Source organism: Sphingopyxis sp. SCN 67-31 (assembly GCF_001725095.1).
In genome coordinates this window covers 81,987-103,894 of sequence record NZ_MEFH01000049.1, presented here as the reverse complement: position 1 = coordinate 103,894, position 21,908 = coordinate 81,987, and the positions used below count along the sequence as shown (strand labels likewise).

Below are 21,908 nucleotides of genomic sequence, written 5' to 3'. Positions count from 1 at the left end.
GCATTTACCATCAAAATTTTTGATCGCGTCGATTTGGCGTTTTCATACAATCGCGAATCGCGGCGCGCGCATAATCGGGCATTGCGACCCAGAAGAGCTCTTCCTTTTCACGAGGACTGAGACCTTCATCTCGGCACTCGTTCGGCTTCGGCCGGGCGGGTGCCTTTTTATTTGCGCCGCACAAAATCGCCTTGCTTGCACCCCGCGCTTGGCTCGCCTATATAAGTGGAGTAATTTACTCCAGTTAAGAATCATTCGCAATTCCAGCGAGGAAATCCGTGCGCCTGTCCAACCTTGCCGATTATGCCGTGGTGCTGATGAGCGCCGCCGCGCGTCAGTGCGGGTCCCAAGTCGGTTCCGGGCCGCTGCACGCCGCGCGGCTGGCCGAGCAGACGGGCATTCCGGGGCCGACGGCGCAGAAGCTGGTGAGCCTGCTTGCCCGCGCCGGACTGCTGGTCGCCTCGCGCGGCAGCGGCGGCGGCGTCCGGCTGGCACGGCCCGCCGCGGCGATCAACATCGCCGAGATCATCGAGGCGGTCGAAGGCCCGATCGCGCTGACCGCCTGCTGCGACGAAGGCCGCCACGACTGCGGTTTCGAGGGCAGTTGCCAGATTCAGCCGCACCTCGGCATCGTCAACGGCGCGGTGCGCGCGGCGCTCGCGGACATCAGCCTCGCGACCCTTACCGTTGCGCCTGCAAAGGCGGAGGTCGCCGGTGGGCCCGCTCCGGCGCCGCAGGATAAAAAGACAGCGACCCCGGCCTTCGCCGGGGCGACGAGTTAGAGACATGACCGATACACCCGAAACCGCCCTCAAGGACCAGGCCGCTCGCGAGGCCGCGTTGCGCGTCGCCGATTACGAGCATGGCTGGTCCTCGCCGATCGAACAGGAATTCGCGCCCAAGGGGCTGAGCGAAGACACGGTGCGCTTCATCAGCGCCAAGAAGGGCGAGCCCGCATGGATGCTCGACTGGCGCCTGAAGGCCTATCGCCACTGGCTGACGATGACGCCGCCCGACTGGGCGAAGCTCAACGTCCCGCCGATCGACTATCAGGACGCGTACTATTATGCGGCGCCCAAGACGAAGCCGAAGGTGTCGAGCCTCGACGAGGTCGATCCCGAGATTCTGAAAGTCTACGAAAAGCTCGGCATCCCGATCGAGGAGCAGAAGGTGCTCGCCGGGGTCGAGGGCGCGCGCAAGGTCGCGGTCGACGCCGTGTTCGACAGCGTTTCTGTCGCGACGACCTTCCGCGAAGAGCTCAAGAAGGCCGGCGTCATCTTCCTGTCGATCAGCGAGGCGATCCGCGAGCATCCCGACCTCGTGAAGAAGTGGCTCGGCCGCGTCGTGCCGATGCACGACAATTATTTCGCGGCGCTCAACTGCGCGGTCTTCTCGGACGGCACCTTCGTCTATGTGCCGGAGGGCGTGCGCTGCCCGATGGAGCTGTCGACCTATTTCCGCATCAATGCCGAAAATACCGGGCAGTTCGAACGGACGCTGATCGTCGCCGACAAGGGCGCCTATGTCAGCTATCTCGAAGGCTGCACGGCGCCGATGCGCGACGAGAACCAGCTTCACGCCGCGGTAGTCGAACTGGTCGCGCTCGACGATGCCGAGATCAAATATTCGACCGTCCAGAACTGGTATCCCGGCGATGCCGAAGGCAAGGGCGGCATCTATAATTTCGTGACCAAGCGCGCGCTGTGCCAGGGCGCGCGGTCGAAGACGTCGTGGACGCAGGTCGAGACCGGCAGCGCGATCACGTGGAAATATCCGAGCTGCGTCCTCAACGGCGACGACAGCGTCGGCGAATTCTATTCGGTCGCGGTGACGAACAATTACCAGCAGGCCGACACCGGCACCAAGATGATCCACAACGGCAAGCGCACCCGCTCGACCATCGTCAGCAAGGGGATCAGCGCCGGCAAGTCGAACGGCACCTACCGCGGCCTCGTCCGCGTCGCGCCGAACGCCGAGGGCGTGCGCAACTTCACCCAGTGCGACAGCCTGCTGCTGGGCGACCAGTGCGGCGCGCACACCGTGCCCTATATCGAGGTCCGCAACCCGAGCGCGCAGGTCGAGCATGAAGCGACGACGAGCAAGATCAGCGACGACCAGCTTTTCTATGCGATGCAGCGCGGGCTTTCGCAGGAAGAGGCGGTGGCGCTGATCGTCAACGGCTTCGCGAAAGAAGTGCTGCAGCAGCTGCCGATGGAGTTCGCGGTGGAGGCGCAGAAGCTGCTGGGGATTTCGCTGGAGGGGTCGGTCGGGTGATAAACCCCACGCTCATAGATCAGGCAAGACGCCTTTCCACCCCAACCTCTCTCCTGGAGGGGAGAGGCTTGAAAGATGAATATGCTCAAAATTGAAAACCTCCACGCCACTGTCGCAGACAAGCCGATCCTGAAGGGGCTGTCGCTCACCATCAACGCGGGCGAGATTCATGCGATCATGGGGCCGAACGGCGCGGGCAAGTCGACGCTGTCTTATGTGCTCGGCGGTCGGCCGGGGTATGAGGTCACCGAGGGATCGGCGACCTTCACGCCTTCGCCTCAGGCGGGGGCGATCGACCTGCTCGCCCTCGACCCGCACGAGCGCGCCGCCGCCGGCCTGTTCCTCGGCTTCCAGTATCCGGTCGAAATCCCCGGCGTGTCGAACGTCCAGTTCCTGCGCGAAAGCCTGAACGCCCAGCGCAAGGCGCGCGGGCAGGAGCCGCTTTCGGGCGGCGAGTTCCTGAAGATCGCGCGCGAGAAGGCGGGGCTGCTGGGGCTCGACATGGACATGCTCAAGCGCCCGGTGAACGTCGGTTTTTCGGGCGGCGAGAAGAAGCGCAACGAGATGGTGCAGATGGGCATCCTCGACCCGACGCTCGCGATCCTCGACGAGACCGACAGCGGCCTCGACATCGACGCGCTGCGCGTCGTCGGCGAGGGGATCAACGCGATCATGCGCAAACCCGACAAGGCGGTCCTGCTGATCACCCATTACCAGCGTCTGCTCGACTATGTGCAGCCCGATTTCGTCCACGTCCTCGCGGCCGGGCGCATCGTCAAGTCGGGCGGGCCGGAACTGGCGCGCGAGCTGGAAGAACATGGCTATGCCGAGGTGGTGGCGTGACCCTATACGCGTACCCTTCCTTCCATTGTCATGCCGGACTTGATCCGGCATCCCGCTTTTCCGACGTGGGAAGCGGGACCCCGGATCAAGTCCGGGGTGACGAAATGCGGGAGGTAGAGGCGTGACGACCGCCATCCTCCCCACCCGTCGCGACGAAGCGTGGCGCTATGCCGACATCGAAGCGGTCGCCGCGGCATGGCCCCTGCCCGCGCCCGAGAGCATCATCGTGCCCGCGGGTGGCAACTTCGCACGCGCCATCGTGCAGGATACCGGCGCGATCCGGCAGATCGAGCTGGTGCTCGGCAAGGGCTCGGCCGCGTCGCTGCACGTCCTCAACATCGGCGGCGCCTATGGCCGCATCGAACTGAACGTCACGCTGCACGAGGGCGCCGACTTCACGCTCGGCGCGGCGCAGATCGGCGGGAGCGAGCAGACGCTGGAGATCGTCACCACCGTCACCCATGCCGAACCCGGCGCGCGCTCGCGGCAGATGGTGCGGTCGGTGCTCGGCGGCACCGCGACGGGCACCTATCTCGGCAAGGTCGCGGTCGCACGCGGCGCGCAGCAGACCGACAGCGAACAGGACGTGAAGGCGATGCTGCTCGACCGCAGCGCCACCGCCAACGCCAAGCCCGAGCTCGAAATCTTCGCCGACGACGTGCAATGCGCGCACGGCTGCGCGATCGGCGAGCTCGACGCGCAGGCGCTCTTCTACCTCCAGTCGCGCGGGCTTCCGCCCGCCGGCGCGAAGAAGATATTGCTCCAGGCCTTCGTCGCCGGCGTGTTCGACGGCGCCGAGGACGAGACGCGGCTGCAGGAGCTGGCGCTGGCGAAGCTGGGAGAATTGGTGTGACCAACCTCTCTTCTCCGTTCGCATCGAGCGAAGTCGAGATGCCTCTCGGCAGCGGACGCACGCCCGGTGTCTCGACTTCGCTCGACACGAACGGCATTCGGGATCAGTTTCCCGGCCTTACCCCCGGCTGGCATTATCTCGACAGCGCCGCCACCGCGCAGAAGCCGCAGGCGGTGATCGACGCCTGCACGCTGGCGATGGGGCGCGATTATGCGACCGTCCACCGCGGTGTCTATGCGCGCTCGGCCGACATGACGCTCGCCTATGAGGCGGCACGGCGGCGGATTGCGGCGTTCATCGGCGCGACCGAGGACCAGATCGCCTTCGTGCGCGGTGCGACCGAGGCGATCAACCTCGTCGCCTATGCCCATCCGAAGAAGGGCCGCGTGCTGCTGTCGCTGCTCGAGCATCACAGCAATATCGTGCCGTGGCAGCTCGCGGGCTGGCAGATCGACGTCTGCCCGCTGACCGCTGACGGCCGGATCGACCTCGACGCGGCCGAACGCATGTTGACGCCCGATCATACCATGGTCGCCTTCGCGCATGTGTCGAACGTGCTCGGCAGCCCGCTCGACGTCGCGCGCGCAGCGGAGCTTGCGCACCGCGTCGGCGCCGAGTTGCTGGTCGACGGCTGCCAGGCGGTGCCGCGGCTGCCGGTCGACGTCGCGGCATCAGGCTGCGACTATTATGTCTTCTCGGGTCACAAGCTCTATGGCCCGACCGGCATCGGCGTCCTGTGGAGCGACAGGCTCGACACGCTGCCGCCGTGGCAGGGCGGCGGGTCGATGATCGACCGCGTGACGTTCGAGAAGACGAGCTACGCCCCCGCCCCAACCCGCTTCGAGGCGGGAACGCCGGCGATCGTCGAGGCGCTGGGGCTCGCGGCGGCGATCGATTATGTCGATGCGATCGGCCTCGACGCGATCCACGCGCACGAATGTGTGCTGGTCGGGTCGCTGCGCGAACAGCTCGCACGGCGGAACAGCGTCACGCTGTTCGGTCCCGACACCAGCGCCGGGATCGTCAGCTTCGCGATGGCGGGCGTCCATCCGCACGACATCGGCACGATCCTCGACGAAAGCTCGGTCGCGATCCGCGCCGGGCATCATTGCGCCCAGCCGCTGATGGAGCATCTGGGCGTGGCCGCGACCGCCCGCGCGAGTTTCGGGCTTTACAGCAACGACGACGATGTGGCGGCGCTGATCGACGGCCTCGCCCGCGTCGAAAGGATTTTCGGATGACCGACGAACGCACGATCCGTATCGAGGAAGTCGAAAGCGTCGACGCGCCGCCCAGGGCGCGCGTCGCCGATGCCGAGGCGGCGCCGGAAACGATGGGCGCGAAGCTCGAACGCAAGCGCGACTATCTGGATGGCTTCCTGTCCGCCAAACCGGCCGCGGCCGACCCGAACGCAGTCGGCGGTGACCTGTACGAAGCCGTCGTCGCCGCGCTCAAGGATATCTACGACCCGGAAATCCCGGTGAACATCTACGACCTCGGGCTGATCTACAATGTCGAGATCGACGAGGGGCATGTGGCGATCACCATGACGCTGACGACCCCGCATTGCCCGGTCGCCGAATCGATGCCGGGCGAGGTCGAACTGCGCGTCGGCGCCGTGCCCGGCGTCGGCGATGCCGAGGTCAACCTCGTCTGGGACCCGCCCTGGTCGCCCGAGGCGATGAGCGACGAAGCGCGGCTGGAACTGGGGATGCTATGACCCCTCTCGCAAGCGCGAGGAGGTTGGGGGTGGGCCGCGGGCCGAATCATCCCTATATAGAATGAACCACCCCCGGCCCCTCCCCAGGCGGGAGGGGGGAGATGACGATGACGGACACGAAAACCAGAATCCGCCCCGCCGCGGTAACGCTGACCCCCGGTGCCGAGGCGCGCGTCGCGGCGCTGATGGAAAACGCCCCCGCGGGCGCGATCGGCGTCAAGCTGTCGACGCCGCGCCGCGGCTGCTCGGGGCTCGCCTACTCGGTCGACTATGTGACCGAAGAGGACCGGTTCGACGAAAAGATCGAGACGCCCGGCGGCACCTTCTACATCGACGGCGCCTCGGTGCTCTACCTGATTGGCAGCGTCATGGACTGGGTCGAGGATGATTTCGCCGCAGGCTTCGTCTTCCAGAACCCCAACGCCAAGGGAAGCTGCGGCTGCGGCGAGAGCTTCACCGTTTAAGGCGTGACGATATCGAATGGACTCGTCATTGCGAGCGGCGAAGCCGCGCGGCAATCCAGAGTGTGCGTAAACCGCTCTGGATTGCTTCGCTCCGCTCGCAATGACGAAGCGGGTCAATCCAATATCATCACGCTTTAAGGAACAAGCGCCCCCGGATCGGAACACCCAACCCGTTCGTGTCGAACGGGAAGAAAGGTCGGATCGAGAGCATCCGCGCCCACCCCTCAACGGCAGACCGACCAGCCCGCGGTGCGCGCCGCCATGTCGAGGTGGAAATGGTTGGCGTGCGCCGCGTCGTGGTCGGGCGACAGCACGGTGCTGAACAGGCCGCACGAGCCGTCGCGCACCGCGTGCAGGAACTCGCTCCGCCGGTCGCCGTCGTCCCAGTCGTTGATCAACGCGATGCGCGTTCCGTCGGCAAGGACGAAGGCCGAAATGTCGATCGCATTGGCGGTCGAATGCTCGCTCTGCGCCGCGCGCCCGGCGATGGTGCGGCAGTTGTAGCTGCCCAGATTCTCCAGTTCGACGACCTTCTGGCCGAAATATCGCTGTGCGAGCGGCTGCACGACGTCGCGGGTCCACAGCGCCATTGCCGCGGTCACCGCGCAGCCGGGGGCGGCGTTGGCGGGACGGAGCGAGGGAACGAGGCGGTCGCCGGTGAGCACCATGCGCTGGCTGGCACGGCAGGCGCCCTCGCCGACGACAGGCCGCCGCTGATACCCCGCCCCCGCCCGCTCGAACGCCGCGAAGCAGCCGGCATCGTCGCCGACGAGGCCGATCAGCTTGCGATGCGTCGCCCAGCCCTGCGGATGCGCAAGCTCGAACCGCGCGCCCGGCCAATGTTCGGGATGATCGCGCACCCATGTCATCGCGCGGATCGCGGCGACGGTCACCAGCAGGGCAGCGACGAACCACAGCAGATAGGGCCGGAAACTCTTCACCGCCCCCACGTGGCGGATCGCGCCCCGCCCGGCAAGGTCAGAGCGGCGTCAGCGTCACCGTCAGCCCGTCCTTCGGCCGCGGGATCGGCCACATCTGCCAATCGGGCGCATAGCCGTCCGCGATCTCGATGCGATGCGTCGTCAGGACGTGGTGAAAGAAGATCTTCGCCTGCATGTGCGCGAAATGCAGCCCCAGGCACATGTGCGCGCCGCCGCCGAAGGGCACCCATGCATATTTGTGCCGCCCCTTCGCCGCGTCGGGGGCAAAGCGCATCGGGTCGAACCGTTCGGGATCGGGCCAATATTCGTCCATCATGTGCGTATAGCTGGGGCTGACGCCGACGTTGGTGCCGGCGGGAATGCGATAGCCGCCGAATTCGAAATCGCGCAGCGCGCGGCGCGGGATCACCGGAACCGGCGGGATCATCCGCAGCGCCTCCTTGAACGCCCATTCGGTGAGTTCGAGTTCGCCCAGGCTGTTGTGCCCGACACCCTCGCCCGCGGGCGCGACGCGCAGCATCTCCTCGCACAGCCGGTCTTGCCATTCGGGATGCCGGCCGAGCAGCCAGACGAGCGACGTCACCGAACTGGTGATCGTGTCGTGCGCCGCCATCATCAGGAAATTCATATGGTCGACGATCGCCTCGACCGACAGATATTCGCCCCCCTCGTCCTTCGCCTGGCAAATCTGGGTGAAGATGTCGTCGCCGGTCGAGGCGCGGCGTTCGGGGACCATCTTCGTGAAATATTCGACCAGGAATTTCCGCCCGGCGACCCCGCGCCCCATCGCGGTGAACGGCAGGGGCACGCGGACAACGCCGATCGACGCCTGCACCATGTCGACGAACGCCTTGTTGATCCGTTCCGCCTCCGGACCCCAGGGGATGCCCAGAAAGCTGGTCGCCGCAAGGTCGAGCGTCAGCTGCTTGATCGCGGGATAGAAGGCGAAGCGCGTCCCGCTCCAGCGCGCGACACGGTCCCTGATCCCTTCGTTGAGCGCATCGGCATAGAGGCGCATCGGCTCGGGCTTGAAGGCGACCGACAGCGTACGGCGGTCGGCGCGATGCTTGTCGAAATCCATCAGCATCAGCCCGCGCGGGAACAGCAGGTTGAGCACCGGCCCCCAACCCTGTTCGGACGAGAACAGCTTGTCGCGGTCGAACAGCACCAGCTCGTTCGCTTCCGGCCCGACGAGCGATACCCCGCGCCCGCCGAAGCTGCGGGTGCGATAGACCTTGCCGTGGCGGTCGACCATGCGGTTGGTGAAGCCGACGGGATCGCGAAGCTGCGCCAGCGTCGTGCCGAGCAGGGGAATCCCGTCGTCGCCCGGGATATGATCGAGCGCGCTTTCGGGGCCGCGCGGCAACCAGTGCGCGGTGTCGGGACCGAAGCGGCGTTCGGACCACATGCTATTCGCGGGGACATTCATTGTCGCATCATCCTTGCTGATTCACCCGATCGCGCCGACGCTATCGCCCTATTGACACCGATGCAAGCAAGTGCCGGACGCGACAATGGGACCCGTCGGCCTCCCCCCTCGCGCAAGCAGGAAGCGAGAGCCGGCGTCGTGTCGCGCATCCATTCTCCATTCACCGCGAATTCAACTCGACTCGGGCAGTTTGTCCGACGGAAAACGGACCGCCTCGCTGGTCCGGAAAGGACAAGATCATGCGCAAGACGATCCGTCGCCCCCTCTCCCTCGCGCTTGGCGTGGTCGCGACGACCGCGCTCGGCGGCTGCTATTACGGCGACGTCTATGGCAGCAGCTATGCCTCCGCCGGGGCCTGCCCCGACGCCTATTACGACTACGACCCCTACAGCTATGACGACGGTTACGGCTATGGCTGCTACGATCCGGCCGATTACGGCGGCGGCTTCGTCCAGATCGGCTTCGGTGGCGGCTGGTACGACGATTATTATTATCCCGGCTACGGGATGTGGATGTACGACAATTACCGCAACCGCTATCCGCTACGCGGCCAATATCTGAACTATTGGGGCGGTCGGCGCGCGTGGTGGAAGCACCGCGGCGATCGCGGCGGCGGTCAGTGGCAGGGCAGTACCCGCCCCGGCAACCCGCCCGTCCGCCCGGGACGCCCCGGCGGCTGGCAAGGCCATGACGGCGACCGGCCGCAAGGCACCCGGCCCGGCCGCGGGACGCCCCCGGCGGCCGGCCATAACCCCACCCGTCCCGACAATGGCACCGCCCAGCCCCCGCGCCGTCCCGGCGGTTGGCAGGGTCGCGATGGCGACCGACCTCAGGGCACCCGACCCGGTGGCTGGCAGGGTCGCGACGGCGATCGATCGCAAGGCACGCGCCCGGGCCGTGGCACGCCTCCGGCGGCGGGCAACCGCCCCGGCGGCAACGGGGCAGTCCGCCCCCCGCGCCCGGCGCCCGAAGCGGGTGCGCCGCCCCCGCGCGCCTCGCGGCCGGCCCCGCCACCCCGCGCCACCCCGCCCGCACGGCCGAGTGGTCCGGTGCGCGGCAGCCGGATCGAGCCCACCGGGCCGGTTCGCGAACAGTAGAATCTCCGCTCTCGCCCCTCTCCTTCGGGAGAGGGGCCTGAACGCCCGCGTCAGGCGGCCGGCTCCGCGCCCTCCGCATCGCCGACGCCCGCCGACACCACCGTCGCGGCGACGAGGTCGCCGACGACGTTCAGTGTCGTGCGGCACATGTCGAGGAAGCGGTCGACCCCCAGCACCAGCCCGATCCCTTCCGGCGGCACGCCGATCGAGGCGAGGATCAGCGCGATCACGGGCAGCGATCCCGCGGGCACTCCCGCCGTGCCGATCCCGCCAAGGATGCAGACGAGCATCACCATCACCTGCTGTTGCATCGTCAGGTCGACGCCGAAGAACTGCGCGAGGAAAATCACCGTCACGCCCTCGAACATCGCGGTGCCGTTCTGGTTGGCGGTGGCGCCGAGCGTGAGGACGAAGCGCGCCACCCGGTCGGGCAGGCGCAGCCCATCGTGCGCGACGCGCAGCGCGGTCGGCAGCGTCGCGTTCGACGAAGAGGTGGCGAAGGCCATCACGAAGGCCTCCTGCGTCTCGCGGAAGAAGGCGAGCGGGGACTTGCGCGCGAGCAGCCGCAGCACGATGGGAAAGACCACGAACATCTGGAGGCCGAGCGCGAGCAGCACGACGCCGACATAGGCCGACAGGCGAACCATCAGGTCCCAGCCGAACTCGGCGGCCAGATTGAACATGAAACAGAAGATCGCGACCGGCGCGAGCTGGATGACGATGCCGATCAGCGTCATCGCGACCTCGAACACCCCTTCGATCGCGCTCTTGAGCGTCGCGGTCTGCGGGGTTTGCACGATCATCAGGCCGATGCCGAAGAACAGCGCGAAGAACATCACCGCCAGCACGTCGTTCTGGCTCATCGCGCCGACGAAATTGCTGGGGATGATCGCGACGAGCGCATCCATACCCGTCTTCGCCTCGCCCGCCTGGCTGGTGATCGCCTTCGCCCCGTCGGCGCCCTGCGCGATCAGCGTCCGGGCCAGCGCGGGGTCGACCCCCGCGCCGGGCTGGAGCAGGTTGACGAGCAGCAGGCTGATCGCCACCGCCACGGCCGAGACGCATACCGTGTAGACCAGCGTGCGCACGCCGACCGACTTCAGCGCGCGCATCTCGCCCATCTCGGCCACCCCGACGATCAGCGCCGATACCAGCAGCGGGATGACGAGCATGAACAGCAGGCGCAGGAAAATCTGCCCGATCGGCCCCGTGACGTAAGCGGTGAGCGCATCGACCCAGCCGGCGTCGGCGGCGCCATAATGCACCGCCAGACCGGCGATCAGTCCCGCGGCGAAGCCGATCAGCATGCGCCATTGCAGGCGGCGGGCGCGCACCTCCTCGCTGCGCGCGCTCGCGCTCGCCGTCGTGTCGGCCATGGTTCGGCTCCCTTGCGCGCCCGTGTCGGGGGGAGCGGCCGGAATGCTGGGCGTCAGGTGCGGCCGGCCGCGGGCGGGCCGCTATCCTCCACCATATCCTCCTGCAGCTCAAGCCCACGCGCGCCGCGGTGCGCGGTCCGGCTCGGCGCGTGGGGGTAATCCATGTCCGCGGGATCGGCCGTTTCCAGCATCCCTTCCCACCGCGTGATGACCGACGTGGCGACCGCGTTGCCGACGACGTTGGTCGCCGACCGGCCCATGTCGAGGAACTGGTCGATGCCCAGGATCAGCGCGACGCCCTCGACCGGCAGGCCGAACTGCGCCAGCGTCGCGGTGATCACGACCAGGCTGGCGCGCGGCACGCCGGCGATTCCCTTCGACGTGATCATCAGCGTCAGCAGGATCAATATCTGCGTCCCGATCGACAGGTCGATGCCATAGGCCTGCGCGATGAACAGCGTCGCGAAGCTCATGTACATCATCGACCCGTCGAGGTTGAAGCTGTAGCCGAGCGGCAGCACGAAGCCCGAGATGCGGCGCGGGACGCCGAAGCGGTCGAGCTGCTCGAACAGCTTGGGCAGCGCCGCCTCCGACGAGGCGGTCGAGAAGGCGAGCAGCAGCGGCTCGATGATATAGCGCACCAGCATCAGAATGCGCTTGCCCAGGAAGATCGCACCGAGCGCGAGCAGCACCACCCACAGCAGCAGCAGCCCGAAATAGAATTCGACGATCAGCCGCAGGAAATCGAGCAGGATACCCAGCCCGTTGACCGTGATGACGCCGGCGAGCGCGCCGAACACTGCAAAGGGGGCGAACAGCATCACATAGTTGGTGATCTGGAGCATCAGCTCGCCGAGCGCGTCGGCGGCGCGCACCAGCGGCGCACCGCGCTCGCCGAGCGCCGACAGGCCGACCCCGGCGAAGAGCGAGAAGACGAGGATCTGGAGGATATCGTTCTGCGCCATCGCGTCGAAGATCGACTTGGGGAAGATGTGCATCACGAAATCGCGCAGGTTGAGCGCGTCGGTCTTGACCTCGCCGATGTCGGCCATCGGCGTCAGGTCGAGCCGGACGCCGGGCTGGAGCAGGTTGACGAGCAGCAGCCCCAGTGACAGCGAGACGAGGCTGGCGGTGATGAACCACAGCAGGGCGCGCCCGCCGATGCGGCCGAGCGCCGCGCTGTCGCCCATGTTGGCGATGCCGGCGACGATCGTCGCCAGCACCAGCGGCGCGATGATCATCTTGATGAGCTGCAGGAAGACGTCGGCGAGCAGCTTGAAATAGCCGGCGACCTGCGTCGCCGCCTCCTTGTCGGCGCCGACCTGCGCATAGGAGATCGCCCCGGCGACGATGCCGAGGATCATGCCGATCAGGATGTAGAGCGTGAGGCGTTTAGCCATGAAAGATGTTCCCCTTTTCCCGGATCGTCCGGGTCTGTTTTCGTGGTTCGGGTAACAGCCCGGCGGACCGCGGGCAATCACCGATGCGGCGAACGGCCGTCAGGGCGACCAGAAAGCCAGCGCCGTGCAGCCCGCGATCCCGGTCAGGATATTGAGCGGAACGCCAACGCGAACGAAATCGACGAAGCGATAGTCGCCCGCCGCATAGACCAGGGTATTGGTCTGATAACCTACCGGGGTCGCGAAGCAGGCCGACGCCCCCATCATCAGCGCGATCAGCAGCGGATAGGGCGCCACCCCCGACACGTCGGCGATGCCGATGACCAGCGGCCCCATCAGCGCCGCCACCGCATTGTTGCTGAGCAGTTCGGAAAGCAGCATCGCGGAGAAATAGACGATCGCGATCACCGCCCATGGCGGCGCGTGGGTCAGCAGCGGCTCGAGCGCGCCGACGACCAGCGCGACCGATCCCGCCGCCTCGAGCGCGGCGCCGACGGCGAGCATCGCGAAAATCAGGATCAGCACGTCGCCGTCGATGCTCGCCCACGCCTCCGACGCGTCGATGCAGCGCGTCAGCAACACGATGCCGACCCCGATGAAGGCTGCGATGCCGATCGACATCGCCCCCAGCGCCGACAGCAGCACCGCGCCGGCCATGACGAGGATCGCGATCCATGCCTTGCGACGTCGGAAGGCAGTGATCGAAGTCATCGCCACGCCGATCAGGCCGGGATTGGCGCGCAGCCTTGCGATGTCGGCCTCGTCGGCCTCGACCAGCAGCCGGTCGGCGGCGCGGATGCGGTTTTCGGACAGCGTCGGCCCGGGATTGTGGCGAAAGCGCGAGACGCCGAGGATGCGGACGGGCTGTCCCTGAAGGAAGGGGATTTCGCCCAGCCGACGGTCGATCTCGCGGTGACTGGGCGATACCGTCACCTCGGCGACCATCGCCTCCTTGTCGAGCTTGTCGCCGATGCCGATGCCGAAGCGGCCGCCGCCGCGCAGCGTCATCAGGCTGGCGCCGTCGATCCGCGCGACGATCCGGTTGCCCGCCGCCAGTACATGCGCGCGCGCGTCGGGACCCGTGATGAAGCGTCCACCGCTGATCACGCCGATCGGCGCGAAATCCAGATTCGCCTCGCCCAGCGCGCTGCCGATCGCCGGATCGTCCTCACGCAGCGTCAACTCGGTCAGATAAAGCTGTTCGGACCCGTCGGCCTTTTCGGTGATGCGCGGCGAATCCGACGGCAGGAAACGCGCCATGACCAGCAGGCCGAGGATGCCCGCACCGGCGATCGCAAGGCCATAGGGGGTGATGCTGAACAGGCCGAAGGGCTCGAGCCCCGCCTGCTCGGCGATGCCCGCGACGACGAGATTGGTCGAGGTGCCGACCAGCGTCAGGCAGCCGCCAAGCACCGCGACGATCGACAGCGGCATCAGCAGCCGCTTCGGCGACACGCCCATCGCCTCGGCCAGCCGGAAGCAGACGGGCATCATCACGACGACGAAGGGCGTGCTGTTGATGAAGCCCGACACGACCAGCCCGCCGCCGAACACCGCGACCACCGCGAGCCGCGGACTCCGCCTGGCAAGGTCGACGACATAATTGCCGACGCGGTCGATCACCCCGGTGCGGATCAGCGCGCCGGAGAGGACGAACATCGCCCCGACGGTCAGCGGCGCGCTGTTGGAGAAGACGCCGTAGGCGGCCTTTTCATCGAGCAGTCCGAGCGCGAGCATGACCCCCGCGCCCCCGACCGCGACGACCGAGGGCGGAAAGCGTTCCCACAGGAAGGCGATGAAGATGCCCGCCAGCAGGACCAGGCCGATGACGGCGCGGTGCGCGGCGATGAAGTCGGCGAGAAGCTCCACCCGCCCCCTATCCGCACTGCGCCCGGTGGAGCAGCTTGTGGTCGGCAAGGACGAGCGCCATCATCGCCTCGACGACCGGCGCGCCGCGGATGCCGACGCAAGGGTCGTGGCGTCCCTTAGTAATGATGTCGGCCGCCTCGCCAGCGCGGTTGATCGTCGGGACGGGCGTGAGGATCGAACTGGTCGGCTTGAAGGCGACGCGCAGGACCACCGGCTGCCCGGTCGAGATGCCGCCGGCGATGCCGCCCGCATGATTCGACAGGAAATCGGGACGGTTGCTGCCGTCACTGGCTGGGCGCATCGCGTCGGCATTCTCTTCGCCGCGCAGGCGCGCCGCGTGGAATCCCGCGCCAATCTCGACCCCTTTTACCGCGTTGATCCCCATCATCGCGGCGGCGAGGTCGGCGTCGAGCTTGGCATAGATCGGGGCGCCCCAGCCCGCGGGCACTCCGCTCGCCGCGCATTCGATCACCGCGCCCAGCGAACTGCCCGCCTTGCGCGCGCCGTCCATCAGCGCTTCCCAGCGCTGCGCCGCGGCGGGATCGGGACAGAAAAAGGGATTACGGTCGATTTCGTCGAGGTCGAAGTTGGCGGGATCGATCGCATCGCCGCCGATCTCCGCCACCCAGGCGTGAATCTGCACCTCGGGGATCACCAGCCGCGCCACCGCGCCCGCGGCGACGCGCGCCGCCGTCTCGCGCGCGCTCGACCGGCCGCCGCCGCGATAGTCGCGGATGCCGTATTTGGCGTCATAGGCATAATCGGCGTGGCCGGGACGGTAGGCCTGCGCGATCTCGCCATAATCCTTCGAGCGCTGGTCGACGTTCTCGATCATCAGGCTGATCGGCGTGCCGGTCGTCCTGCCCTCGAACGTGCCCGACAGGATGCGCACCTGGTCGGGTTCCTGCCGCTGCGTCGTGTGGCGCGACTGGCCGGGACGGCGCTTGTCGAGGAACGGCTGGATATCCCCCTCCGACAGCGCAAGCCGCGACGGGCAGCCATCGACGACCGCGCCGAGCGCCGGTCCATGGCTTTCCCCCCAGGTGGTGAAGCGCAGCACGCGTCCGAAGCTGTTGAAACTCATGCGCGCGCGGTCCTGTCCATGAATTCGATTCGGTTACCGAAAGGGTCCTCGGTGAAGAAGCGATAGCGACCGTCGATGACGCTATCGTCGTGGGTCACGAAGCCCGCCGCATCGAGGCGCGCGCGCAGCGCATCGAGCGCGTCGGTCGCGAGCGCGACATGCGCCTTTTTCGCCGCCCGGAAATCCGCTTCCACGCCCAGATGAAGCTGACGGTCGCCGAGCGCGAACCAGCAGCCTCCGCGCGCCGCCATGTCGGGGGGCTTGGGCAATTCGGCCAGCCCGAGCAGAGCACCGAAGAAGGCCCGGGCCCGCGCCTCGCCGCTGACAGGCATGGCGACCTGCACATGATCGATGGCCAATGCGAAATCCATGTTCGCGCGATGGCGGGATTCGCGCCGCAATTCAAGCGCCGTGGCGCGCTCCGCGTTCAGCCGAGGCGGGAAAATGCGGGCGCATATTTGGCCCGGCCACGCTCGGGCCATGCTCTATCCCCGAGCATCATCGCCATGAAATGCGGCCCCGCGAAGGGCGAAGCGAAGCGCGCGGCGAGATCGGGCGAATAGCCGAAGCGCGGGTAATAGGCCTCGTTCCCGAGCACGAAGCTGATTGCCACACCCTGCGCGCGCAGCGCGTCGAGCCCGGCGCGGATCAGCGCGGCGCCGATGCCCCGTCCCTGCAGCGCCGGCGCCACCGACACGGGCGCGAGGCCGGCGGCGGACAGCGCCGCGCCATCGGCCTCGACGTCCATGCGGCTGAACAGCACATGCCCCGCGACCGCACCGCCCGCTTCCGCGACGAGCGAGACCAGCGCGTCGCCGTCCGCCTCCAGCATCCGCACCAGTTCCGCCTCGCCCTGATGGCCATGCTCCGACCCGGCGAAGGCGGCGCGGATGATGGCGTCGATCGCGCCCGGATCCTCCGCGCGCGCGGGCCGGATCACCGGCGCATCAGGCAAGCGCGATGTCCGGCGCGTCTTCCTGCTTCATGCCGATGGTGTGATAGCCCGCATCGACATGGTGCGTCTCGCCGGTGACGCCGCTCGCGAGATCGCTCAGCAGATAGAGTGCCGAGCCGCCGACATCGTCGATGGTGACGTTGCGCCGCAGCGGGGCGTTATATTCGTTCCATTTCAGGATCAGGCGGAAATCGCCGATGCCGCTCGCCGCCAGCGTCTTGATCGGCCCCGCCGAGATGGCGTTCACGCGCACCCCCTGCGGGCCATAGTCGTTGGCGAGATATTTGACGCTGGTTTCCAGCGCCGACTTGGCGACGCCCATGACGTTGTAATGCGGGATCACCTTTTCGGCGCCGTAATAGGACAAGGTCAGCATCGCGCCCCCGCCCTCGCCCGTCTCGGGATCCTTCGGCGGCATCATCGCCGCGGCACGCCTGGCGACCGCGGTGAAGCTGTAGACGCTGATGTTCATCGTCATCAGGAAATCCTCGAGCCCGATGTCGGCATAGTTACCGCGCAGCGCCTCCTTGTTGGTATAGCCGATCGCGTGGACGACGAAATCGATCGTCGGCCAGCGCGCCGCGAGCGTCGCGAAAGCCTGGTCGAGATTCGCCATGTCGGACACGTCGCAGTCGATCAGCAGGTCGCAGCCCAGTTCGTCCGCCAGCGGCTTCACCCGCTTGAGCATCACCTCGCCCTGATAGCTGATCGCGAGTTCGGCGCCCGCGCCGTGCAGCGCTTTCGCGATCCCCCATGCGAGCGACTTGTCGTTCGCGAGGCCCATGATCAACCCGCGCTTGCCCTTCATCAGACCCGTCATTCCGTTTCTCCGGTCTTGTCGTCTTCGATTATGATGTCGTCCACGCGCCCAATAGCGTCGTGACCCAGATCCTCAACCTCGACCAGCGCGGCATTGAGCTCGGCACCCATCACCATACCCAATCCGACGAGGTAGAAAAAGAAAAGCGCGACCATCACCCCCGCGAGGCTGCCATAGGTCGCGTCATAGCTGAGCAGGCTGGCGAGCAGCGGCGGCAGCGCCAGCGTCACCGCGATCCACCACGAGGTCGTGAACAGCGCGCCCGGCCATTTCGGGCATTTGAGCTTGCGGTATTTCGACGGCGTCAGCGAATAGAAGAGCATGTAGATGGCCAGGAACAGCCCCGCCCCCGACACCCCGCGCGAAATCAGCACGACGCCCCACGCCTGATATTGTTCGGGCAGCACGCGCGTGACGAACTGTTCGATCCCGACGATCAGCACCTGCATGCTGAACGACAGCAGCATCAGCACCACCGCGCCAGTGATGATGCCGATCGACAGCAGCCGGTAATGGAAGAAGCCCTTGGAGAAATGGGTGCCGTAGGCGCGGCGCAAAATGTCGCGGATCGTTTCGACCAGGCTGCCCACCGTCCACAGCGCGACGATCGCGCCGAGCCACAGGAACAGGCCGGTGCGCGCGCCCATCACCTCGCGGATCGGCCCGGCCAGCGCCTTGGCGACCGTCGGCGGCATCAGCGAAAAGACCGCGGCGATCGCTTCCTCGCCGCCCGCGCTGCCGCCGAACAGGCTCAGCGCGGCGGCGAGCAGGATGAAGAAGGGAAAGAGCGCGATCAGCGCGAGATAGGCAAGGTTCCCCGCGTGGATGAAGCCGTCGGTATAGGTGCCCACCAGCACGCGGCGGACGATCGCGAAGGCGCGCGTTCCGGGCCCCAGCGTCTCGCGCCCGCGTTCGATGACCCCCTGCGCCCGCGCGCGCAGATGCAGGCGCTTGGCGCGTTCGGCGCGCGCTTCGGGCGAGTGCGGCGAATGCCCTTCGGCGCGGAACTCCCGCTCGACCTCGTCGGCGATTTCGCGCTCGAGCGCGGCGGACGATTTCCTCTGGCTGCGATCAGCCACGCATCACACGCCGAGTTCGGCCCGGACGGCGCGCGTATCGGTCCATTCGTCCACGATCCGGCGGAGCGCGGGGTCGTCCTTCGGCAGGTCGACCATCAGCCGCACCAGCTGATCGCCGCGCCCGCCGCTCTTCTGGCTGAATCCCTTGCCCTTGAGCCGCATCACCTTGCCCGACGTCGACCCGGCCGGGATCGACAGCATCACCGGCCCGTCGACCGTCGGCACCTTGACCTTCGCGCCCTTCACCGCCTCGGCCAGCGTCACCGGCAGGTCGAGGCGGATGTTGCTGCCGTCGCGCACGAAGAAGGGATGGTCCTTGACCGTGATGGTGACGATGCCGTCGCCATTGCCGCCCGGTCCCGGCTGCCCCTTTCCGGCGAGCCGCATCTGCGTCCCCGTCTCGACCCCCGCGGGCAGCTTGAGGTCGATGGTCTTGCCGTCGGCCAGGGTGATGCGCTGCATCGCCTGCGTCGCGGCGTCGATGAAGGACACCGACAGGCGATAGGCGACATTGGCGCCCTTCGGCGGCGGGGCGCTGCGCGCGCCGAAGCCGCCGAACGGCCCCCCGCCGCCGCCGCGCCCGCCGAACAGACCCTCGAAGATATCGCCGAAATCGGCGCTCTCGCCGCCGAACCCCCGGAAGTCGCCCTGCGGCCCGCCGCGTGGGTCGCCGCGAAAGCCGCCGCCGCCATAGCCGAAGGGCATGGCGGGATTGCCGTCGGCGTCGATCTCGCCGCGGTCGAACTGCCCGCGCTTTTCCTTGTCGGACAGCAGGTCATAGGCCTTGGTGACGTCGGAGAATTTCTCCGCCGCCTTCGGATTGTCCTTGTTCCGGTCGGGGTGCAACTGCTTGGCGAGCTTGCGATAAGCGGACTTGATCTCCGCTTCGCTGGCGTTTTTCGCCACGCCGAGGGTGGAATAGGGATCTGCCATATATCTTCTGTAGCCCGATAAGTGACTGGCCGTGAAGGCCCATTGCGCGGCGATGTGGGAATGGCGCGCGGGGCGGTCAAGTTCCCCGACAACAGCTCCGTCTTCCGTCACCCCCGACTTGCTCCGGGGTGACGACACGGTCGGGGACGGCTTTTGCTCGACCACAGGCCGGCAGCGCATTAGAAGCGCCCGCATGACCACCGACCCCTTCGCCCTGTTCGATGCCTGGTATGCCGAAGCGCGCGCCGGCGAACCCAACGACAGCAATGCGATGGCGCTCGCCACCGCGACGCCCGACGGCCGCCCGTCGGTGCGGATGGTGCTGCTCAAGGAGCATGGCCCCGACGGCTTCGTCTTCTACACCAACCTCGACAGCCGCAAGGGCGAGGAACTGGCCGCGAACCGTCACGTCGCGCTGCTGTTCCACTGGAAATCGCTGCGCCGCCAGATTCGCATCGAAGGGGCGGCGGCGCCGGTCGAGGAAAGCGTCGCCGACGCCTATTTCGCAACCCGCGGCCGCGATTCGCAGCTCGGCGCCTGGGCCAGCGAGCAGTCGCGGCCGCTCGACAGCTATGCGACCTTCGAGGCGCGCTTCGCCGCGATGCAGGCGCGCTTCGAGGGGCAGGACGTGCCGCGCCCGCCGCGCTGGTCGGGCTGGCGCGTGACGCCCGAACGAATCGAGTTCTGGCAGGACCGCGCGCACCGCCTGCACGAGCGCACGCTGTTCGTGCGCGAAGGCGATACATGGTCGAAAGGACTGCTGTTCCCATGAGCTGGCGCCGCTTTCCCGTCACGCGCGTCGACGCCTTTGCCGACCGCGCCTTCACAGGCAACCCCGCCGCGGTGATGCCGCTCGACGAATGGCTCGACGACGCGACGCTGCTGGCGATGGCGGCGGAGAACAACCTGTCCGAAACCGCCTTTCTGGTCCCCGACGAAAGCGAAGCCGCCGATTATGAGCTGCGCTGGTTCACGCCGGGCGTCGAAATCGCGCTGTGCGGCCATGCGACGCTGGCGAGCGGCCATGTCCTGCTGTCGGCCGCGCCGTGGCGCGACGCGATGACCTTCCGCACGCGCAAGGCGGGAATATTGACGGTCGCGCGCGCCGGGGACGACGACGGCGACGACGTCTATCGCATGACTCTGCCCGCCTATCGCCCCGAACCAAAGCCTTTGCCCGACATCGCGGCGGCGGTCGGCGGGCGGCCGGTCGAGACGCTGTGGCATGGCGGCGGCTATGCCCTGCTGGTCTATGCGAGCGCGGCCGAGGTGCGTGCACTGACGCCCGACATGGCGGCGCTGCGCGCGCTGGGCGATGTGCAGGCGATCGCGACGGCGCCCGGCGCGGACGATCCCTCGGCCGCCGATTTCGTCAGCCGGGTCTTCGTCCCCGGCGCGGGCGTCGACGAAGATCCCGTGACGGGATCGGCGCATTGCGTGCTGACGCCATACTGGTCCGCGCGGCTCGGTCGCGAACGCCTTTCGGCGTGGCAGGCCAGCAGGCGCGGCGGCTCGGTCGGTTGCCGCATGGACGGCGATCAGGTCGAACTCACGGGATGCTGCGTGACGACGCTGGTGGGCGATTTCCTGCTCTGACCGGACGCCCTGCCGGCGCCGTCGTCACAGCGCCTCCTGCAAATCCGCCAGGTGCCGCCGCAGCGCCGGAAACTGGTCGTCGCTGGTGATTCCCAGCCGCACGATCGTCACCCGCTGCGACGGCGAAACGATGATATATTGCCCCTGATGCCCGATGCAGGCGAACAGGTCGTTGGGGCCGCGGTCGGGCCATAGCGCGATGTCGGCGCCGCGCGGCCGCTGACGGTTCAGCCAGATATGCCCGCCATAGCCCGCGTCGGCGGGCGACGGCGACAGCATGAAGCGCATCCAGCTTTCGGGCAGCAGCCGCTGGCCATCGACCACGCCGTGATTGCGCAGGAATTCGCCGAACTTCGCATAGTCGCGCGCGGTGGCATGCATGATCGACCCGCCGATCATCGTTCCCTTCGCGTCGAACTCGGGGGTCAGGCTGGTCATGCCGAGCGGCTCGATCAGCCGCCCCTGGATGAAGTCGCGCACCGCCTCGCGCCGCGCCTCGGGGCTGGGCGACGGGGTCAGCGTGTCGGCGAGGATATCGGCGAGGATGACGCTGGTCGCCGAGCTGTAGTTGAACAGTTCGCCCGGCCGCGCGACCGCCGGCTTCGCCTCGGCGAAACCCGCCATGTCCTGCGCGCCGGGACCGAAGAGCATGTCGACCGTGTCGCCCTTCCAGACCGGGTCGCCCACCTCGACATGCTCGATGCCGGAGGTCATGTGGAGCAGGTCGCGCAGCGCGATCGCGGCGCGCGGATCGCCGCTGCGCTGCCACGCCGCGACCGGCGCCGGACCGTCGAGCGACAATTGCCCGTCGGCGACGAGGAAGCCGGTGAGCACCGCGGTGATGCTCTTCGCCATCGACCAGCTGATCAGCTTGCTGTCGGGCCCGAAGCCCTCGCCATAGCGTTCATAGATCGGCTTGCCGTCGCGCAGCACATAGAGCGCGCGCGTCTCGCCGACCGCGCTGGCGTCGGCGAACAGCGCGTCGGCGCGCGCCTTCACCGCCGGATCGAGCGCGGGAAGCGGCGGCAGCGTCTCGGCGGCGATCGCCGGGTCGGGCGCCGCGCCGAACCGCGGGGCCGGCACCGGCGCCGCGGTCGCGCCCTGCCCCGCCGCCTGCGTCAGCGACCAGCCGCCCAGCATCGCGAGCACGGCACTTGCCAGCATGGCTTTTTTCG

The 21,908-nt window shown here is 67.6% G+C and carries 22 protein-coding genes; 10 read left to right on the top strand and 12 right to left on the bottom strand.

Going from position 1 to position 21,908, the window contains the following annotated elements:
• Window positions 1–278: 278 nt before the first annotated feature.
• From ABS88_RS05835 to ABS88_RS05805, 7 genes are all read left to right on the top strand, one after another.
• Window positions 279–782 (top strand): Rrf2 family transcriptional regulator, encoded by a 504-nt coding sequence (locus ABS88_RS05835; protein WP_104959433.1) that lies wholly within the window; start codon window positions 279–281, stop codon window positions 780–782.
• Window positions 783–786: 4 nt separating this feature from the next.
• Window positions 787–2,274, top strand: a complete 1,488-nt coding sequence (gene sufB, locus ABS88_RS05830; protein ID WP_104959432.1) for a Fe-S cluster assembly protein SufB — start codon at window positions 787–789, stop codon at window positions 2,272–2,274.
• An 81-nt stretch (window positions 2,275–2,355) separates the two neighbouring features.
• Window positions 2,356–3,117 (top strand): Fe-S cluster assembly ATPase SufC, encoded by a 762-nt coding sequence (gene sufC, locus ABS88_RS05825; protein ID WP_104960305.1) that lies wholly within the window; start codon window positions 2,356–2,358, stop codon window positions 3,115–3,117.
• A gap of 121 nt (window positions 3,118–3,238) precedes the next feature.
• A complete protein-coding gene (locus ABS88_RS05820; RefSeq protein ID WP_104959431.1) occupies window positions 3,239–3,970 on the top strand; it encodes a SufD family Fe-S cluster assembly protein in 732 nt (243 codons plus the stop codon).
• A 38-nt stretch (window positions 3,971–4,008) separates the two neighbouring features.
• Window positions 4,009–5,211: an aminotransferase class V-fold PLP-dependent enzyme gene (locus ABS88_RS05815; RefSeq protein ID WP_083675027.1), complete on the top strand. Its 1,203-nt coding sequence runs from the start codon at window positions 4,009–4,011 to the stop codon at window positions 5,209–5,211.
• Window positions 5,208–5,690 (top strand): SUF system Fe-S cluster assembly protein, encoded by a 483-nt coding sequence (locus ABS88_RS05810; RefSeq protein ID WP_067110457.1) that lies wholly within the window; start codon window positions 5,208–5,210, stop codon window positions 5,688–5,690. The genes ABS88_RS05815 and ABS88_RS05810 overlap by 4 nt, the downstream gene beginning before the upstream one ends.
• Before the next feature lie 101 nt (window positions 5,691–5,791).
• Entirely contained in the window at window positions 5,792–6,154 is a 363-nt protein-coding gene (locus ABS88_RS05805; protein WP_076074451.1) for a HesB/IscA family protein, read from the top strand.
• Window positions 6,155–6,378: 224 nt separating this feature from the next.
• Here the strand turns inward: ABS88_RS05805 and ABS88_RS05800 are convergent, their stop codons facing one another.
• Both ABS88_RS05800 and ABS88_RS05795 read right to left on the bottom strand, forming a co-directional pair.
• Complete coding sequence (locus ABS88_RS05800; protein WP_234002585.1) at window positions 6,379–7,095, bottom strand: extensin-like domain-containing protein; 717 nt, start codon at window positions 7,093–7,095, stop codon at window positions 6,379–6,381.
• Between the two features lie 37 nt (window positions 7,096–7,132).
• On the bottom strand, window positions 7,133–8,524 hold the full coding sequence (locus tag ABS88_RS05795; protein WP_083675024.1) for a cytochrome P450: 1,392 nt from the start codon (window positions 8,522–8,524) through the stop codon (window positions 7,133–7,135).
• 239 nt (window positions 8,525–8,763) lie between these two features.
• Here ABS88_RS05795 and ABS88_RS05790 point away from each other — a divergent pair, with 239 nt between their 5' ends.
• Window positions 8,764–9,621 carry a chromosomal replication initiator protein DnaA gene (locus ABS88_RS05790; protein WP_199775061.1) on the top strand — a complete coding sequence of 286 codons (858 nt, stop codon included), beginning with the start codon at window positions 8,764–8,766 and terminating at the stop codon, window positions 9,619–9,621.
• A gap of 50 nt (window positions 9,622–9,671) precedes the next feature.
• Here the strand turns inward: ABS88_RS05790 and ABS88_RS05785 are convergent, their stop codons facing one another.
• The 9 genes from ABS88_RS05785 to ABS88_RS05745 form a co-directional block, all read right to left on the bottom strand.
• Window positions 9,672–10,997, bottom strand: a complete 1,326-nt coding sequence (locus ABS88_RS05785) for a dicarboxylate/amino acid:cation symporter (RefSeq protein WP_212597522.1) — start codon at window positions 10,995–10,997, stop codon at window positions 9,672–9,674.
• Window positions 10,998–11,050: 53 nt separating this feature from the next.
• Window positions 11,051–12,397, bottom strand: a complete 1,347-nt coding sequence (locus ABS88_RS05780) for a dicarboxylate/amino acid:cation symporter (protein WP_067181885.1) — start codon at window positions 12,395–12,397, stop codon at window positions 11,051–11,053.
• 99 nt (window positions 12,398–12,496) lie between these two features.
• A complete protein-coding gene (locus ABS88_RS05775; RefSeq protein WP_076074445.1) occupies window positions 12,497–14,266 on the bottom strand; it encodes an SLC13 family permease in 1,770 nt (589 codons plus the stop codon).
• A gap of 7 nt (window positions 14,267–14,273) precedes the next feature.
• Entirely contained in the window at window positions 14,274–15,350 is a 1,077-nt protein-coding gene (gene aroC, locus ABS88_RS05770; protein WP_076074443.1) for a chorismate synthase, read from the bottom strand.
• Complete coding sequence (locus tag ABS88_RS05765) at window positions 15,347–15,709, bottom strand: VOC family protein (RefSeq protein WP_234002584.1); 363 nt, start codon at window positions 15,707–15,709, stop codon at window positions 15,347–15,349. Before ABS88_RS05765 ends, aroC begins: the two co-directional genes overlap by 4 nt.
• A 68-nt stretch (window positions 15,710–15,777) precedes the next feature.
• Window positions 15,778–16,305: a GNAT family N-acetyltransferase gene (locus tag ABS88_RS05760; RefSeq protein WP_104959430.1), complete on the bottom strand. Its 528-nt coding sequence runs from the start codon at window positions 16,303–16,305 to the stop codon at window positions 15,778–15,780.
• The gene (locus tag ABS88_RS05755; protein ID WP_076074437.1) at window positions 16,298–17,125 is read right to left on the bottom strand and encodes an SDR family oxidoreductase; all 828 of its coding nucleotides are present in this window, start codon (window positions 17,123–17,125) and stop codon (window positions 16,298–16,300) included. Before ABS88_RS05755 ends, ABS88_RS05760 begins: the two co-directional genes overlap by 8 nt.
• Complete coding sequence (locus ABS88_RS05750; protein ID WP_076074434.1) at window positions 17,122–18,204, bottom strand: YihY/virulence factor BrkB family protein; 1,083 nt, start codon at window positions 18,202–18,204, stop codon at window positions 17,122–17,124. The genes ABS88_RS05755 and ABS88_RS05750 overlap by 4 nt, the downstream gene beginning before the upstream one ends.
• 3 nt (window positions 18,205–18,207) lie before the next feature.
• Window positions 18,208–19,137 (bottom strand): DnaJ C-terminal domain-containing protein, encoded by a 930-nt coding sequence (locus ABS88_RS05745; protein WP_067111274.1) that lies wholly within the window; start codon window positions 19,135–19,137, stop codon window positions 18,208–18,210.
• 193 nt (window positions 19,138–19,330) lie between these two features.
• Between ABS88_RS05745 and pdxH the strand changes: the two genes are divergently transcribed.
• Together pdxH and ABS88_RS05735 are read left to right on the top strand one after the other, a co-directional pair.
• Window positions 19,331–19,909: a pyridoxamine 5'-phosphate oxidase gene (pdxH, locus tag ABS88_RS05740; protein WP_234002583.1), complete on the top strand. Its 579-nt coding sequence runs from the start codon at window positions 19,331–19,333 to the stop codon at window positions 19,907–19,909.
• Window positions 19,906–20,733, top strand: coding sequence for a PhzF family phenazine biosynthesis protein (locus ABS88_RS05735; RefSeq protein ID WP_076074432.1), 828 nt, complete (start codon window positions 19,906–19,908; stop codon window positions 20,731–20,733). Before pdxH ends, ABS88_RS05735 begins: the two co-directional genes overlap by 4 nt.
• 24 nt (window positions 20,734–20,757) lie before the next feature.
• Here the strand turns inward: ABS88_RS05735 and ABS88_RS05730 are convergent, their stop codons facing one another.
• Complete coding sequence (locus ABS88_RS05730) at window positions 20,758–21,897, bottom strand: serine hydrolase domain-containing protein (RefSeq protein ID WP_286749396.1); 1,140 nt, start codon at window positions 21,895–21,897, stop codon at window positions 20,758–20,760.
• Window positions 21,898–21,908: the final 11 nt, after the last annotated feature.